Source organism: Vogesella sp. AC12, assembly GCF_024437575.1.
Classification (GTDB): Bacteria; Pseudomonadota; Gammaproteobacteria; order Burkholderiales; family Chromobacteriaceae; genus Vogesella; species Vogesella indigofera.
In genome coordinates this window covers 74,708-88,585 of the sequence record NZ_JANFNU010000007.1, presented here as the reverse complement: position 1 = coordinate 88,585, position 13,878 = coordinate 74,708, and the positions used below count along the sequence as shown (strand labels likewise).

The following is a 13,878-nucleotide window of genomic DNA, read 5'->3' as shown; positions in this document are numbered from 1 at the left end:
GTTCCTTGAAAGATGTCCGTGATCGATCAGGCGGCGCGCCGGTGGCGCCGCGGCGGTCCGTGCCGCAAAAAAGCAAAGAGGCCCGTTGCCCGCGGTATCGCACCACGCGCAACGGACCTCTTTGTCCAAGCCCGCATCGCCGCCATTGGCAACCGGGACAATCATCTGCAGCGTTATCTGAGCAAGTGCCGTGCCAGCCAGATAGCGCATTTTGGCCGCCCAATCGCCACCTTTGCCGCCGCCTGCGCCTGCCGATGGTGCACAGCAGCACCAAAAGCAGGCGACTGATCGCAGGCCCCATGAAAAAACCGGGCCAGCGGCCCGGTGTCAACAACGTGTCGCCACGTCAGGGGATGCAGCCTGCCGTTGCCGCTCAGGCTGCCTCTTTGCGGTGTTTCTGGTACAGGAAATCCAGCACCGCACCGCGATAGCGGTGATAGTCGGCGTCGCCCGCCAGCGCCAGCCGGTTGCGCGGCCGTGGCAGCTGCACTTCCAGTATCTCGCCGACGGTGGCCGCCGGGCCGTTGGTCATCATCACGATGCGGTCGGACAGCAGCACCGCCTCGTCCACGTCGTGAGTCACCATCACCACGGTGCTGCCGGTGGCATCGACAATCTTCACCATCTCGTCCTGCAGGTTGGCGCGGGTCAGCGCGTCCAGCGCGCCGAACGGCTCATCCATCAGCAGCACTTTCGGCTCCATCGCCAGTGCGCGGGCGATGCCGACACGCTGCTTCATGCCGCCGGAGATCTCGTGCGGGTGCTTGTCGCGGGCGTGGCTCAGCCCCACCAGCGCCAGTGCGGCGTCGGTGCGCGCCGCCAGCTGCGCCTTGCCCTCCTTGGCGCCGAACACCCGCTCCACCGCCAGCAGGATGTTGCCGTAGCAGGACAGCCACGGCAGCAGGCTGTGGTTCTGGAACACCACCGCGCGCTCGGGGCCGGGGCCGTCGATCTCGCGGCCGTTGCACAGCGCGATGCCGTCGGACGGCTCCAGCAACCCGGCGATGATGTTGAGCACCGTGGACTTGCCGCAGCCGGAGTGGCCGATCAGCGACACCACCTCGCCCTGGCGGATGGTGAGATTGATGTCCTGCAGCGCGACGAAGCGGCCTTTCTTGGTATCGAAGTGCTTTTGCACGTTTTCCAGCTCGACGAAGCGTTCCATGTCACTCTCCCTGTCCGAAGCTGGCCTTCTTCGCCAGCCATACCAGTGCCTGTTCCAGCGCCAGCCCCACCAGACCGACCACGAAGATGGCGATCAGGATGTGCTCCACATTCAGGTTGTTCCATTCGTCCCACACCCAGAAGCCCAGCCCCACACCGCCGGTGAGCATCTCCGCCGCCACGATCACCAGCCACGCGGTACCGATCGCGAGGCGCACGCCGGTGAGCATGTGCGGCAGCACCGCCGGCAGCAGGATGACGCTGAACACCTTCCACTCCGACAGCCGCAGCACGCGCGCCACGTTGAGGTAATCCTGCGGCACCGCGCGCACGCCGGCGGCGGTATTGAGGATCATCGGCCAGATGCTGGAGATGAAGATCACCCAGATCGACGCCGGGCTGGCGGCCTTGAACACCAAGAGGCCGATCGGCAGCCACGCCAGCGGCGACACCGGGCGCAGCAGGCTGATCACCGGCGCCGTCATCCGCGCCAGGAAACCGAAGCGGCCGATCATGAAGCCCAGCGGAATGCCGACCACGGCGGCAAGGCCGAAGCCGACGCCGACGCGGCCCAGCGACATCAGGATGTTCCAGCCTATGCCCTGGTCGTTGGGGCCGTTCTGGTAGAAGGGATCGGCGAACAGCTCGGTGGCCGACGCCCAGGTGCTGACCGGCCCCGGCAGGCTGCCGCGGCTGAGCTGCGACACCAGCGACCACAGCAGCACGAAGGCGATCAGCCCCAGCAGCGGCGGCACCAGCCAGCGGATGAAGCGCACCAGCGGTTGCAGCGATGGCGGCGCCGCGGCGAGCAGGGTCTTGCGCTTGCGCGGGCGGGCGCTGCGCACGGTGGCGGGCTGGCTTGCGGCCAACGTTGGCGAGAAAGTTTCTGCAGCACTCATGATGTCGCTCCTCAGGCCTTGATCTTGAAGCCGGCGGCGTAGGCGGCCGGGTTCTTGCCATCCCACACCACGCCGTCAATCAGCTTGCTGGCACGCATGTCGCTGGCCGGCAGAGCCACCCTGGCCATCGCCGCCGCGTCCTTGTAGATGGCGATCTGGTTGATCTGTTTCGCCACCGCCAGGTAGTCGGGATCGGTCTTCAGCAAGCCCCAGCGCTTGTGCTGGGTCAGGAACCACATGCCGTCGGACAGATACGGGAAGTTGACCTTGCCGCCGTCGAAGAACTTCATCAGTTTCGGGTCCTGCCACTTCTTGCCGAGGCCGTCCTCGTAGGCGCCGGCAAAGCGGCCGGCGATCACCGCCTCCGGCGCATTGACGTAGGCCTTCTCGGCAATCAGTTTGGCGACGCTGGCGCGGTTCTTCACCTCGTCGATGTAGCGCGAGGCGTCCAGCAACGCCGCCACCAGCGCGCGCGCGGTGTTGGGGTACTTCTTCACCCACTCGCCGGTGGTGCCGAGCACCTTTTCCGGGTGATCCGGCCAGATCTGCTGCGTGGTGGCCACCGAGAAGCCGATGCCGTCGGCGATGGCGCGCGCGTTCCACGGTTCGCCGACACAGTAGCCGTCCATATTGTCGACGCGCATATTGGCCACCATCTGCGGCGGCGGCACCACGATGGTTTTCACGTCCGACAGCGGGTTGACGCCGTGCGCCGCCAGCCAGTAGTACAGCCACATGGCGTGGGTGCCGGTGGGGAAGGTCTGCGCGAAGGTGTACTCGCGCGGCTCGGCCTTGATCAGCTTGGCCAGCGCCGGGCCGCTGGTGGCGCCCTTCTCCTTCAGCTGGTTGGAGAGCGTGATGCCCTGCCCGTTCTGGTTCAGCGTCATCAGCACCGCCATGTCCTTCTTCGGGCCGCCGATGCCGAGGTGCACGCCGTAGACCATGCCGTACAGCGCGTGCGAGGCGTCCAGCTCGCCGTTGACCAGCTTGTCACGCACCGCGGCCCAGCTGGCCTCTTTCGACGGCACGATGGTGATGCCGTACTTCTTGTCGAAGCCCAGCTTGGACGCCACGATCACCGAGGCGCAGTCGGTCAGCGGGATGAAACCGACTTTGACTTCGGTCTTTTCGGGTTTGCCGGTGGCCGCGGCAAAGGCGGAGGTGGCAAAGCCGGCAGGCAAGGCGGTTGAGGCCATCAGTGACAAGGCTCCCTTGAGGAAGTCGCGGCGTTCGTTGCCCGCCGCATGCGGGTGGAGATCGAGTTCGTGACGCTTTTCCATGTGCTGCTCCCAGAGTGAGTGGACTGCAAGTGCAAAAGAAAAAGCGCCCGTCACCCCTTCATCAGAAAGGGCAACGGACGCCGTTGTCCGTGTTACCAGGCCTGCGCCGCCGTTGGCACCTTCCTGCTTTGTGACGCGTATTTGCGTCTCGCCATTCATTTAGCAAGGGTCGTGCCAGACATCAATACCTTGTTTTTAATGGCTTTTTTATTTTTCGGCAATTATTTTGCACTGCAACAGCACCGTGCGGCACCAGCTCGGTACCGGCGTGCACCACGAGTGGCGCCGCCAGAAAGCAAAAGGCCGCAACAGCATGCCTGTTGCGGCCAACCTTGCACGACAGCGGCGGATTCAGCTTTTCAGCCACTCCGCCAGGCTGATGATCTCCTGCGCCACCTCGGACAGCTTCTTCTGCTGCTTCATCGCCCGCTCGCGCAGCTGCTTGTAGGCGGTGGCCTCGTCCAGCCCCTTCATCTCCATCAGCAGGCCCTTGGCCTTTTCCACCACCTTGCGGTCGGCCAGCTGCCGTTGCGCGTCGGCCAGCTCGGCGCGGCGCGACACGTCGATCTGGTGGCGCTCGATCGCCACCTCCAGCAGCGGCTGGATACGGCTGCTTTCCACGTCGCCGACCACATAGGCGGCGACGCCGGCGCTGAGCGCGGCGCGGATGGTGTCGCGGCTGCCGTCGTCGGTGAACATCACCACCGGCCGCTCGCTCTGCGCGCCCATCACGCACACCTGCTCCAGCATGTCGCGCGATGGTGCATCGCTGTCGATCAGCACCACGTCCGGACGCGCCGCCGCCAGCACGTCGGCCAGATGCAGGTTCGCCTCCACTTCGGCCACCACGCGCACGCCAGCCTGCTCCAGCAGCGTCCGCAACGACGCGGCCTTGCCGGAACCGTCCTTCACCAGCATGACTGTCAGCACCTTGGGTCTCCCTTTTAATTTGTTATTGCACTGGAGCGCAGCAATTGCCATGCCATGTGCTGACAGCACGCTGGCAGCAGATCGCCATTACAATGTCGTCATGAACGGTAAACACAGGAACCCGCCACCATGACCACCCTGCAACGCTGCGGCTGGTGCAGCGACGACCCGCTGTACATCGCCTACCACGACACCGAATGGGGGCAGCCGGTACACGACGACCGCAAGCTGTTCGAGATGCTGGTGCTGGAAGGCGCCCAGGCCGGGCTGTCGTGGATCACCATCCTGAGAAAGCGCGACAACTACCGCCGCGCCTTCCACCACTTCGACCCGCAACGGGTGGCGGCGATGGACGAGGCCGACGTCGAGCGGCTGCTGCAGGATGCCGGCATCGTGCGCAACCGGCTGAAGATCAACAGCGCGATTCGCAACGCCCGCGTTTTTCTTGCAATGCAGCAAAAACATGGCAGCTTTGCACGCTGGTTGTGGGATCATGTCGATGGCCAGCCGCTGCAAAACCAGTGGGCCAGCCTGGGCGAATGCCCGGCCAGCACCGAATTGTCCGACCGCATCAGCAAGGCGCTGAAAAAGGAAGGCATGAATTTTGTCGGCAGCACCGTGATCTACGCCTTCCTGCAGGCCACCGGCGTGGTCAACGACCATCTCTGCAACTGCCCGCAGCACCCGCAACACCGCCAGCACGGCGTGTAACACCCGAACACCCCGGCGGCCGCGACGCCGCCGGCAGCCCGACCCAGACTCTTCTTCCTGTTGCTGCGCACCTGGCGCGATAAGTTGATCAGTGCCGATCCCTCTATCGCCCGAAAGTGCCCATGCCCGGCTATCAGGTCAAATTCGAATCCGTGCTCATCGGAGACACCCGCTATCCCATCCGCTCGCTGCTGGATGGCAACCAGTACCACGATCCCGACGGCGCCGCCGCCGCGGCCGGCATTCCGGAAGCGGCGTGGCCGCTGTTCGGGCTGGTGTGGCCGTCGGCACGCATCATGGCCGACGCCATGCTCAGCAAGAACATCCGCGGCAAGCGCATCCTGGAGGTCGGCTGCGGTCTGGGGCTGGCCAGCCTGGTGCTGCAGCAGCGCGGCGGCAACATCACCGCCAGCGACTGCCACCCGCTGACCGACAGCTTCCTGCAGCACAACGCGCTGCGCTGCGGCCTGCCGGTGGTGCCATACCAGAACGGCAACTGGGCCACCGCCAATCCGGCGCTGGGCAAGTTCGACCTGATCATCGGCAGCGACCTGCTCTACGACCGCGAGCTGCCGTCGCAGCTGGCCGGCTTTCTCGACCGCCACTGCGCCGACAACGCCGAGGTGATCGTGCTCGATCCCGGCCGCGGCAACAAGAATGCGTTCACCCGCGCGATGCAGGCGCGCGGCTACCGCTTCAGCGAGCGCGCGGCGGCGCGGCGGCAGAACAGCGGCGAGGCCTACAAGGGCCACTTCCTGACCTACACCCGCGGCCGCATCGACAGCTGAACGCCTGCGGCCAACGTTGGCCGCAGAACGTTGGCCGCAGAACGTTGGCCGCAGGCGGCAGCGGCGCACCAGTTCGGCGCAGCGGCACGTTCCCACTCATCGCGCTGCACCATGGCGGCGCGGCCGGCGCAGCATTATTTATCGAAATAATGGCCTGATTCTTGCTGCAACACGGCATCCCCCTCCGCTGACAGGATCGCCATGACTGCACCAAGTCCTACCATGTCCCTGAGTCGCAAAGAACAACACTGGCTGCCGTGGTTCGGCGGCACCGGCAAGCTGGCCATGCGCTGGAGCTGCCTGCTCAACCACCACCGCCACGACGCGATGGCGCAGATTTTCGGCAGCCTGGCCGCCAACCGCGTCGACATCCTGCAGCGCTGGGCCAGCGAGCAGTGGGCGCAGCTGGAGACACTGGCGCAACAGTGCCGCAGCAGCGCGCAGCCGCAGGCGCTGCTGGCACGCCGCAAGCAGCTGGCGCCGGACTTTTCCGAGCTGTTCATCGTCGACGCCGCCGGCGTGGTGCTGGCGTCCACCGCCACGTCACGTTGCGGCCAACGTCTGTCGCAGCAGGCGGCGTTGCAGCGCGGCTTGCGCCAGCGTTTCCTGCACGGCCCCTACAACGACCCCGTCACCGAACAGCTGGGGCCGTCCACCTCGCGCTTTCACGACGAAGTGACGCTGATGTTCTACCTGCCGCTGGACAACGGCAGCCGCGGCCTGTGCGGGCGGGTGCCCAACGACGTGCTCGGCGACCTGATCCAGCGCGAGGCCGGGCACATCTTCCGCGACTCCGGCGACAACTACCTGTTCATGGCCAGACCGGTGTTCGATCCCGGCGTGGTGCCGGGCACCGCGCTGTCGCGTTCGCGCTTCGAGGACAAGACCTTCAGCCTCGGCGACAACCTGAAGGACGGCGTCGCCACCCCGTTCGGCAGCGTGCGGGTGCAGAAGCACACCGAACTGGAGCTGCGCTTCAACGACCCATCCAGCGGCCAGCTGCACCCCGGCGTGCGCGAAACCATCCGCTGCGGCGAAAACACCTTCGTCGGCTATCCCGGCTACGCCGACTACCGCTACATCCCGGTGGTCGGCCGCGGCGTCACCTTCCAGCTGCCCGGCAGCGACGACACCTGGGGCATGATGTGCGAGGCCGATCTGGAAGAGGTGTACCGCAGCCGGCCGCTGGGCTACCGCCTGACGCGGCTGTACCTGCTGACCGCCATTCCCGCCGGCCTCGCCGGCTGGGGCATCGACCACTTTGCCGGGCTGCCGGCGGCGCTGTCGCTGCCGGTGTTCTGGGTGGCGCAGGCGCTGGGGGTGCTGGCGTTCTACCACCTCGGCGCCAAGCAGCTGACCGGGCGCGTCACCTCGCTGATCCGCGCCATCCGCAGCATCGCCGAGGGCGGCGGCGACCTGCGCCAGCGTCTGGATCTGGACAGCCGCAAGCCGGACGAGCTGTCGACGCTGGCCAGCTGGTTCAACAGCTTCATCGACAAGCTGGAAGGCACCATCCGCCAGGTGGTGCACGCCTCGCACGAGATCGGCATCGCCAACCAGCAGCTGCAGGGCAGCCGCCACGACACCCGCGACAGCGTGATGGGCGTGGTCGAGCGCATGGCGGAGATGCGCCCGCTGCTGGGGCAGCAACAGCAGCAGATCGACCACGCCAGCGACAGCGCCGCCAGCATCCTGCAGCGCATGGAAGCGCTGGCGCGGGGCAGTACGCAGCAGGTGGCGCTGATTCGCGAGCGCTCGCAAGGCATCCGCGAATCGGTGCTCGGCTCGTCGCAGACCCTGCAACAGCTGCAGACCAGTGCCAGCGAAATCGGCGAGATCGTGGCGGTGATCCGCGACATTGCCGACCAGACCAACCTGCTGGCGCTGAACGCGGCGATCGAGGCGGCGCGGGCCGGCGAATCCGGCCGCGGCTTCGCCGTGGTCGCCGACGAGGTGCGCAAGCTGGCCGATCGCACCGCCAGCGCCACGCTGCAGATCGGCGGCATGATCAGCGGCATCCAGCAGCAGGCGGCCGGCGCCGTCAGCAGCATGGGCAGCGGCATGAGCAAGATGGAAGACGGCCTGAAACTGGCCGAGGACGCCGCCCACGACAATGGCGATGCACAGCAGCTGATCGCTACCCTGATCTCCGCCATCGACGGCATCGCCAGTGCCAGCCGCGGTTATGGTGACAAGGTGCAGCACGTCGACAGCGCCACGCAGAACATCAGCAGCGTGCTGCTGCAAAGCGAGCACAGTGCCGAACAGACCGCCGCCGCCAGCCAGCGCCTGGCCGCGCTGATGCAGCAGTTCAAGGTCGCCTGAACACACCGGCAACGCGGCAGGCCCCACCCGGCCACCCGTAACGGCTGCCGACCCGATCGGTCATGCAGCCAGCGCCAGCCGGCCCATCACACCGGCAGCGAGCACAATATCCGCAAGGTTGGCCGCGACAAGCGATCGCGCGCCAGCCTGGCCCCGGCAGCCCCGCCACCAGCGGGCGCCATGAAAAAACCCGCCAGTTGGCGGGTTTTTTCATGGGCTGGCGTGGCGCACGGCCGGCCTTGCGGCCAACCTTGGCCAATACAGCCCTTACATCGCTTCCAGCACCGCGATGCCGAGCAGACCGAGGCCGGTTTTCAGCGTCTTGCCGGTCAGCGCCGCCAGCTGCAGCCGGCTGTGGCGCACCTCGCCCTCGCTCTTCAGGATCGGGCAGGCTTCGTAGAAGCGCGAGAACAGCGTCGCCACGTTGTACAGGTAGCTACACAGATGGTGCGGCTGGCTGCCTTCGGCCACGGTGGACAGCACGTCCTCGAACTGCGACAGCGCTACCGCCAGCTGCTTCTCCGCTGCTTCGCTAATGACGATGCCGGCCGCCGGGTTGTAGTCCTCGGCCTTGCGCAGCACGCTTTGCACTCGGGTGTAGGCGTACTGCAGGTAAGGCGCGGTATTGCCCTCGAAGCTGAGCATCGCGTCCCAGTCGAAGATGTAGTCGGTGTTGCGGCTCTTGGACAGGTCGGCGTACTTCAGCGCGCCGATGCCGACGGCCTCGGCGATCTGACGGCGTTCGCTTTCCGCCATCTCCGGGCTCTTGCCGCTTACCAGCAGGTAGGCGCGCTCGATGGCCTCGTCCAGCAGGTCGACCAGCTTCACGCTGTCGCCGGAGCGGGTTTTCAGCGGCTTGCCGTCCGGGCCCATGATGGTGCCGTGGCCGATGTGCTCGAACTGCGCGTCGGCGCGCAGGAAACCGGCCTTGCGCGCGGTGGTGAACAGCTGCTGGAAGTGCAGGCTCTGGCGCGAATCGACCACGTACAGGCAGCGATCCAGCCCCAGCTGGCGGGTACGGAAACGGATCGCGCCCAGATCGGTGGTGGCGTACAGATAGCCACCGCCCTGCTTCTGCACGATGTAGGCCGCCGGCTCGCCTTCCTTGTTCTTGAACTCGTCGAGGAACACCACCTGCGCGCCCTGGCTCTCGGTCAGCAGCCCCTGCTGGCGCAGCTCTTCCACCAGCACCGGCAGGTCGTCGTTGTAGAAGCTCTCGCCGCGCACGTCGTCGTCGGTCAGCAGCAGGCCCAGCTTGCGGTAGATGGCATTGCAGTGTGCCAGCGACAGCTTGACGAACTGCTGCCACAGCGCCAGCACCTCGGCGTCGCCCGACTGCAGGCGCACCACGTAGTCGCGCGCCAGGTCGGCGAAGGCAGGGTCTTCGTCGAAGCGTTTCTTGGAGTGTTTGTAGAACACGTCCAGGTCTTTCAGCTCCAGCTCCGCCTCGCCAGCGGCGCGCGATTCCACCATGTGCGCCACCAGCATGCCGAACTGGGTGCCCCAGTCGCCGACGTGGTTCTGGCGAATGACGTCATGACCGATGAAGCTGTTCACCCGCACCAGCGCATCGCCGATGATGCCGCCGCGCAGGTGGCCGATGTGCATTTCCTTGGCCAGGTTGACCGAGGAGTACTCGACCATCACCTTTTGCGGCGCCGGCTTGCTGATGCCCAGCGCGTCGTCGTGCAGCGCGGTTTGCAGGCGTGCGGCGACAAAGGCCGGATCGAGGTGGATGTTGATGAAGCCGGGACCGGCGATCTCGATCTTGCTGGCGATACCGGCCAGGTCCAGCTTGGCCACCACCTGCTCCGCCAGCGCGCGCGGGTTGGTCTTCAGCGCCTTGGCCGCGCCCATCACGCCGTTGGCCTGATAGTCGCCGAATTCCGGCTTGGAGGCGGTCTGGATGGCAGCATTGGCGCCCTCGACGCCGACGGCGGCCAGCGCGGCCACCACACGGTCATTGATCAGTTGCTGAATGGTCATATCGGTCCTGAAAAATCAAAGGCCGGACGCAAGGGGCGCCCGGCTGGGATGCAATGCACAAATTGTACGGGCTAACCGTGGCTGCGGCCAACCTTTGCACCACAAAGGTTGGCCGCAGCGGAGGGGGCACGGCTCAGAACAGGCGCGCCAGCAACGCTTTTTCCATGCCGGCCATGCCGGGGATTTTCACCTTCACGCCATTGCCCGGTGCCACGCTGGCGGCTTCGCCGTTGCGGGTCATCGCGGTGAGCTCCACGGTGCGGTTGCCGCTCGGGTGGATGATTTCCACGCGGTCGCCGACGGCAAAGCGGTTTTTCACGTCGATCAGCGCCCAGCCGTCGGCGTCCACTTCCATCACGTCGCCGACGTACTGGCTCTGCTTGGCGATGGAGTGACCGGACAGGTAGTTTTGGTGTTCCTGTGTCTGGTGACGCTCGAGGAAGCCAGGCGTATAACCGCGGTTGGCCAGGCCTTCCAGCTCGGCCAGCAGGCTGTAGTCGAACGGGCGGCCGGCCACGGCGTCGTCGATGGCGCGGCGGTAGGTCTGCGCGGTGCGCGCCACGTAGTACAGGCTCTTGGTGCGGCCTTCGATCTTCAGCGAATCCACGCCGATCTTGACCAGCTTCTCCACCTGCTCGACGGCGCGCAGGTCCTTGGAGTTCATGATGTAGGTGCCGTGCTCGTCCTCGATGATCGGCATCATCTCGCCGGGGCGGTTGGCTTCCTCGATCAGATAGGTCTTGTCGGCCAGCGGATGGCGCTCCTGCCCGCCACAGGCGGAGAAGTTCTGGTTGGCCTCTTCCAGCGCCTTGCCGAAGTCGAAGTCGATCTTCTGCGGTTTCACGTCACCGGCGTCGTCACCCTGGGTGTCGTGCACCTTGTAGTCCCAGCGGCAGGCGTTGGTACAGGTGCCCTGGTTCGGGTCGCGGTGGTTGAAGTAGCCGGACAGCAGGCAGCGGCCGGAGTAGGCAATGCACAGCGCGCCGTGCACGAACACTTCCAGCTCCATGTCCGGGCACTGCTGGCGGATCTCGGCGATTTCGTCGAGACTCAGCTCGCGCGACAGGATGATGCGTTCCACGCCCATCTTCTGCCAGAACTTCACGCCCATGTAGTTGGTGGTATTGGCCTGCACCGACAGATGGATGGGCACGTGCGGCCAACGTTCGCGCACCATCATGATCAGGCCGGGGTCGGCCATGATCAGCGCGTCCGGCTTCATCTCGATCACCGGTTCCATGTCCGACATGTAGGTCTTGATCTTGCTGTTGTGCGGAAGGATGTTGCTGGCCACGAACAGCTTCTTGCCGCGGGCGTGCGCTTCTTCGATGCCTATGCGCAGCTCTTCCAGCTTGAAGTCGTTGTTGCGCGCGCGCAGGCTGTAGCGCGGCTGGCCGGCGTACACCGCATCGGCACCAAAATCGTAGGCGGCACGCATCTTGTCCAGCGTGCCGGCAGGCAGTAGCAGCTCGGGAGCTTTCATCGGGGAGGCTTCTTCAGTGGTTCAGTGCAACAGACAGGACATCGGCAGCGGCGCGAGGTCGGGCTCGACAAAAGCCCGGCGCGCGATGTCGTCGTTGAGTTTGTGTTCGGAATAGTGCTGCCGCAGCAGCGCCGGCAGGCCATCGAGCAGGTCGGGGTTGGCCGCAACAAAATCCTGCCAGTTGCCCAGGCACTCCGGCATCGCGTCGAGACGGTCGTAGACCAGCGTCAGGCTGGCCATAGTCAGCGTGTGGTGGTACTTCTCCGCCGCACCCTGTGCCATCGCGTAGCGCGACAACGCGCGCGCGCAGCGGGCCGCCGCCTCGCGCGCCGGATAAAACTGGCGGTACGACCACGCCGCCAGCAGGTGCGCGCGATGATTGAACTCGGCCGCTGGCAGGGTATTGCTTTCCAGCTGCAGCAGAAACGCCTGTGCATCCATGTTTGATTGTCCCGGAGTCAAGCCAAAGCAAAAGGCCCCGCGACGGAGCCTTTTGATGAATTTTTTGTTGCGCTGCGATTATGCGCGCCGCCCTGCGCAGCGTCAAGCCGGCCACAGTGCACAACAGCGACATCAAGTTACTGTTTTTTGTAGCATTTTTAGCGTTTTCCACCACGCATCAGCGCCAGAAGGCCCAGCATCTGGCCGGCCACGCCCAGCACCATCAGCACGATGGACAGCAGCAGCAGCGGCACATTGCCGGCCGCCGCTTGTTGCAGCGCAGAAGCCAGCACGAACAGCAGGCTGCCGATGATCATGCAACCGATGGCCAGCGGCCGTCGTGCGCACAGGTGACGAAACAGTTGTTGCAGCATGGCATTACGCTCCGGCTGAAAGGCGCCGCCGGGTAACGGCAAAGTCTTCCAGCATCGCCAGTTCGAATTCACTGAAGCCCGCCGCCCGGCGCGCCTCCCAATTGTAAGCACCGCGCAGGTTATCGACTTCGTAGTCGATCAGCAACTGGCGGAAGCAGGCCAGCGGTTCGATGCCGCGCGCGTCGCACAGTGTGGTGAACCAGTAGTTGCCGATCTGCACGTGGCCGATCTCGTCCTCGAAGATCTGGTCGAGGATCGCCACCGTCGCGCTATCACCCAGCGCCGCCAGCTTTTTCTGGATCGGCGGCACCGCATCGAGGCCGCGCGCCTCCAGTACCCGCGGCACCAGCGCCATACGCACCATCACGTCGTGATCGGTGTCCACCGCCATCTGCCACAGGCTGTTGTGGCCGACAAAATCGCCGTAGTCGAAGCCCAGCTGCTGCAGCCGCTCGCGCAGCATGTTGAAGTGCTTCGCCTCTTCCGCCGCCACCCGCAGCCAGTCTTCGACAAAGGTGTCCGGCATGTCGCGAAAGCGCCAGACCGCATCCAGCGCCAGATTGATGGCATTGAATTCGATATGGGCGATGGCGTGAATCAGGCCGGCACGGCCGGCGATACTGCCCAGTCCCTGGCGCGGCACCTCGAACGGCGACACCAGCTGCGGCCGCGCCGGGCGCCCCGGCGCCGGCAGCGGATGCGGCAAGGGCAGCGCGTCCGCCGCGCGCGGCAGCTGGCCGGCCAGCCACTGCTGATGACACAGGCTGGCGAGCTGCGGCTTGGCGTCGATATCGCTGCTGCACAGCGCCTGATAAACGGCAGGATAGAGAGAGGAAGTCATGGCGCGGCATTTTACCCGTTGCCGGCTGACATTTGTCAGCCAACAACACCCATAGCTATTGCATAATGCCGGTTCACGATGTCATGAGGAGACGCACCATGCTGTTCAATTCCAGCCTGCTCGGCCAGGTCGAAGTCGATGAAAACACCATCATCACTTTCGAGGCCGGCCTGCCCGCCTTCGAGAACTGCACCCGCTTCAAGCTGTTCCACGAAGCCGACAGCAACAACCCCAGCGTGTTCTGGATGCAGTCGCTGGACAATCCCGATGTGCTGTTCAGCGTGACCGACCCGCAGAAACTCGGCATCCGCTACGAGATCGAACTGAGCCAGGACGAAGTCGCGGCGCTGGCGCTGAGCCGCCAGGAAGACGCCGCCATCCTGCTGACCATCTACCGCGAGCTGCCGAGCGACGAAGCCAACCCGGCGCTGTCGCAGCTGCGCGCCAATGTCCGCAACCCGCTGATCATCAATCTGGCAACGCAGAAAGCACTGCAGAAAACCGGTCTCGCCTGCGACATCGTGTTCCACAACCGCTGAGTCAGATCGCAACAGGACAAGGTTGGCCGCAACGCTTGCGGCCAACCTTGTACCCGCCGCCATGAAAAACCGCCCGACAGGCCTGGCCTGTCGGGCGGTTTTAGCTGGAACCGTTAC

General features: G+C 65.3%; 13 protein-coding genes. 4 read left to right on the top strand and 9 right to left on the bottom strand.

Annotated elements, in window-relative coordinates:
• Nucleotides 1-373: 373 nt before the first annotated feature.
• The 4 genes from NOM55_RS12080 to NOM55_RS12065 form a co-directional block, all read right to left on the bottom strand.
• Entirely contained in the window at nt 374-1,165 is a 792-nt protein-coding gene (locus tag NOM55_RS12080) for an ABC transporter ATP-binding protein (protein ID WP_255908761.1), read from the bottom strand.
• A gap of 1 nt (nt 1,166) precedes the next feature.
• Complete coding sequence (gene ntrB, locus NOM55_RS12075; RefSeq protein WP_255908760.1) at nt 1,167-2,063, bottom strand: nitrate ABC transporter permease; 897 nt, start codon at nt 2,061-2,063, stop codon at nt 1,167-1,169.
• 11 nt (nt 2,064-2,074) lie between these two features.
• Nucleotides 2,075-3,343 (bottom strand): CmpA/NrtA family ABC transporter substrate-binding protein, encoded by a 1,269-nt coding sequence (locus tag NOM55_RS12070; RefSeq protein WP_255908759.1) that lies wholly within the window; start codon nt 3,341-3,343, stop codon nt 2,075-2,077.
• 351 nt (nt 3,344-3,694) lie between these two features.
• On the bottom strand, nt 3,695-4,273 hold the full coding sequence (locus NOM55_RS12065; RefSeq protein WP_047965300.1) for an ANTAR domain-containing response regulator: 579 nt from the start codon (nt 4,271-4,273) through the stop codon (nt 3,695-3,697).
• A gap of 129 nt (nt 4,274-4,402) precedes the next feature.
• Here NOM55_RS12065 and NOM55_RS12060 point away from each other — a divergent pair, with 129 nt between their 5' ends.
• The 3 genes from NOM55_RS12060 (at nt 4,403) to NOM55_RS12050 (ending at nt 8,097) form a co-directional block, all read left to right on the top strand.
• A complete protein-coding gene (locus tag NOM55_RS12060) occupies nt 4,403-4,984 on the top strand; it encodes a DNA-3-methyladenine glycosylase I (RefSeq protein ID WP_305118913.1) in 582 nt (193 codons plus the stop codon).
• 122 nt (nt 4,985-5,106) lie between these two features.
• Nucleotides 5,107-5,772, top strand: a complete 666-nt coding sequence (locus NOM55_RS12055; protein WP_255908758.1) for a methyltransferase — start codon at nt 5,107-5,109, stop codon at nt 5,770-5,772.
• Nucleotides 5,773-5,994: 222 nt separating this feature from the next.
• On the top strand, nt 5,995-8,097 hold the full coding sequence (locus tag NOM55_RS12050; protein WP_255908757.1) for a methyl-accepting chemotaxis protein: 2,103 nt from the start codon (nt 5,995-5,997) through the stop codon (nt 8,095-8,097).
• A gap of 267 nt (nt 8,098-8,364) precedes the next feature.
• Here the strand turns inward: NOM55_RS12050 and argS are convergent, their stop codons facing one another.
• The 5 genes from argS to NOM55_RS12025 form a co-directional block, all read right to left on the bottom strand.
• Nucleotides 8,365-10,083, bottom strand: a complete 1,719-nt coding sequence (gene argS, locus NOM55_RS12045; RefSeq protein ID WP_255908756.1) for an arginine--tRNA ligase — start codon at nt 10,081-10,083, stop codon at nt 8,365-8,367.
• 133 nt (nt 10,084-10,216) lie between these two features.
• Nucleotides 10,217-11,566 carry a tRNA 5-hydroxyuridine modification protein YegQ gene (gene yegQ, locus NOM55_RS12040; protein ID WP_255908755.1) on the bottom strand — a complete coding sequence of 450 codons (1,350 nt, stop codon included), beginning with the start codon at nt 11,564-11,566 and terminating at the stop codon, nt 10,217-10,219.
• Between the two features lie 21 nt (nt 11,567-11,587).
• Nucleotides 11,588-12,007, bottom strand: coding sequence for a hypothetical protein (locus NOM55_RS12035; RefSeq protein ID WP_255908754.1), 420 nt, complete (start codon nt 12,005-12,007; stop codon nt 11,588-11,590).
• A 158-nt stretch (nt 12,008-12,165) separates the two neighbouring features.
• On the bottom strand, nt 12,166-12,381 hold the full coding sequence (locus NOM55_RS12030) for a hypothetical protein (RefSeq protein WP_255908753.1): 216 nt from the start codon (nt 12,379-12,381) through the stop codon (nt 12,166-12,168).
• A 4-nt stretch (nt 12,382-12,385) separates the two neighbouring features.
• Complete coding sequence (locus tag NOM55_RS12025; RefSeq protein ID WP_255908752.1) at nt 12,386-13,222, bottom strand: ferritin-like domain-containing protein; 837 nt, start codon at nt 13,220-13,222, stop codon at nt 12,386-12,388.
• Between the two features lie 98 nt (nt 13,223-13,320).
• Here NOM55_RS12025 and fliW point away from each other — a divergent pair, with 98 nt between their 5' ends.
• Complete coding sequence (gene fliW / locus NOM55_RS12020; RefSeq protein ID WP_255908751.1) at nt 13,321-13,761, top strand: flagellar assembly protein FliW; 441 nt, start codon at nt 13,321-13,323, stop codon at nt 13,759-13,761.
• Nucleotides 13,762-13,878 lie beyond the last annotated feature (117 nt).

What these genes read in the sequence shown, in the direction of transcription:
- NOM55_RS12080 (WP_255908761.1), bottom strand. Translation starts at nt 1,165, where the DNA reads ATGGAACGCTTCGTCGAGCTGGAAAACGTGCAAAAGCACTTCGATACC.
- ntrB (WP_255908760.1), bottom strand. Translation starts at nt 2,063, where the DNA reads ATGAGTGCTGCAGAAACTTTCTCGCCAACGTTGGCCGCAAGCCAGCCC.
- NOM55_RS12070 (WP_255908759.1), bottom strand. Translation starts at nt 3,343, where the DNA reads ATGGAAAAGCGTCACGAACTCGATCTCCACCCGCATGCGGCGGGCAAC.
- NOM55_RS12060 (WP_305118913.1), top strand. Translation starts at nt 4,403, where the DNA reads ATGACCACCCTGCAACGCTGCGGCTGGTGCAGCGACGACCCGCTGTAC.
- NOM55_RS12055 (WP_255908758.1), top strand. Translation starts at nt 5,107, where the DNA reads ATGCCCGGCTATCAGGTCAAATTCGAATCCGTGCTCATCGGAGACACC.
- NOM55_RS12050 (WP_255908757.1), top strand. Translation starts at nt 5,995, where the DNA reads ATGTCCCTGAGTCGCAAAGAACAACACTGGCTGCCGTGGTTCGGCGGC.
- argS (WP_255908756.1), bottom strand. Translation starts at nt 10,083, where the DNA reads ATGACCATTCAGCAACTGATCAATGACCGTGTGGTGGCCGCGCTGGCC.
- yegQ (WP_255908755.1), bottom strand. Translation starts at nt 11,566, where the DNA reads ATGAAAGCTCCCGAGCTGCTACTGCCTGCCGGCACGCTGGACAAGATG.
- NOM55_RS12035 (WP_255908754.1), bottom strand. Translation starts at nt 12,007, where the DNA reads ATGGATGCACAGGCGTTTCTGCTGCAGCTGGAAAGCAATACCCTGCCA.
- NOM55_RS12030 (WP_255908753.1), bottom strand. Translation starts at nt 12,381, where the DNA reads ATGCTGCAACAACTGTTTCGTCACCTGTGCGCACGACGGCCGCTGGCC.
- NOM55_RS12025 (WP_255908752.1), bottom strand. Translation starts at nt 13,222, where the DNA reads ATGACTTCCTCTCTCTATCCTGCCGTTTATCAGGCGCTGTGCAGCAGC.
- fliW (WP_255908751.1), top strand. Translation starts at nt 13,321, where the DNA reads ATGCTGTTCAATTCCAGCCTGCTCGGCCAGGTCGAAGTCGATGAAAAC.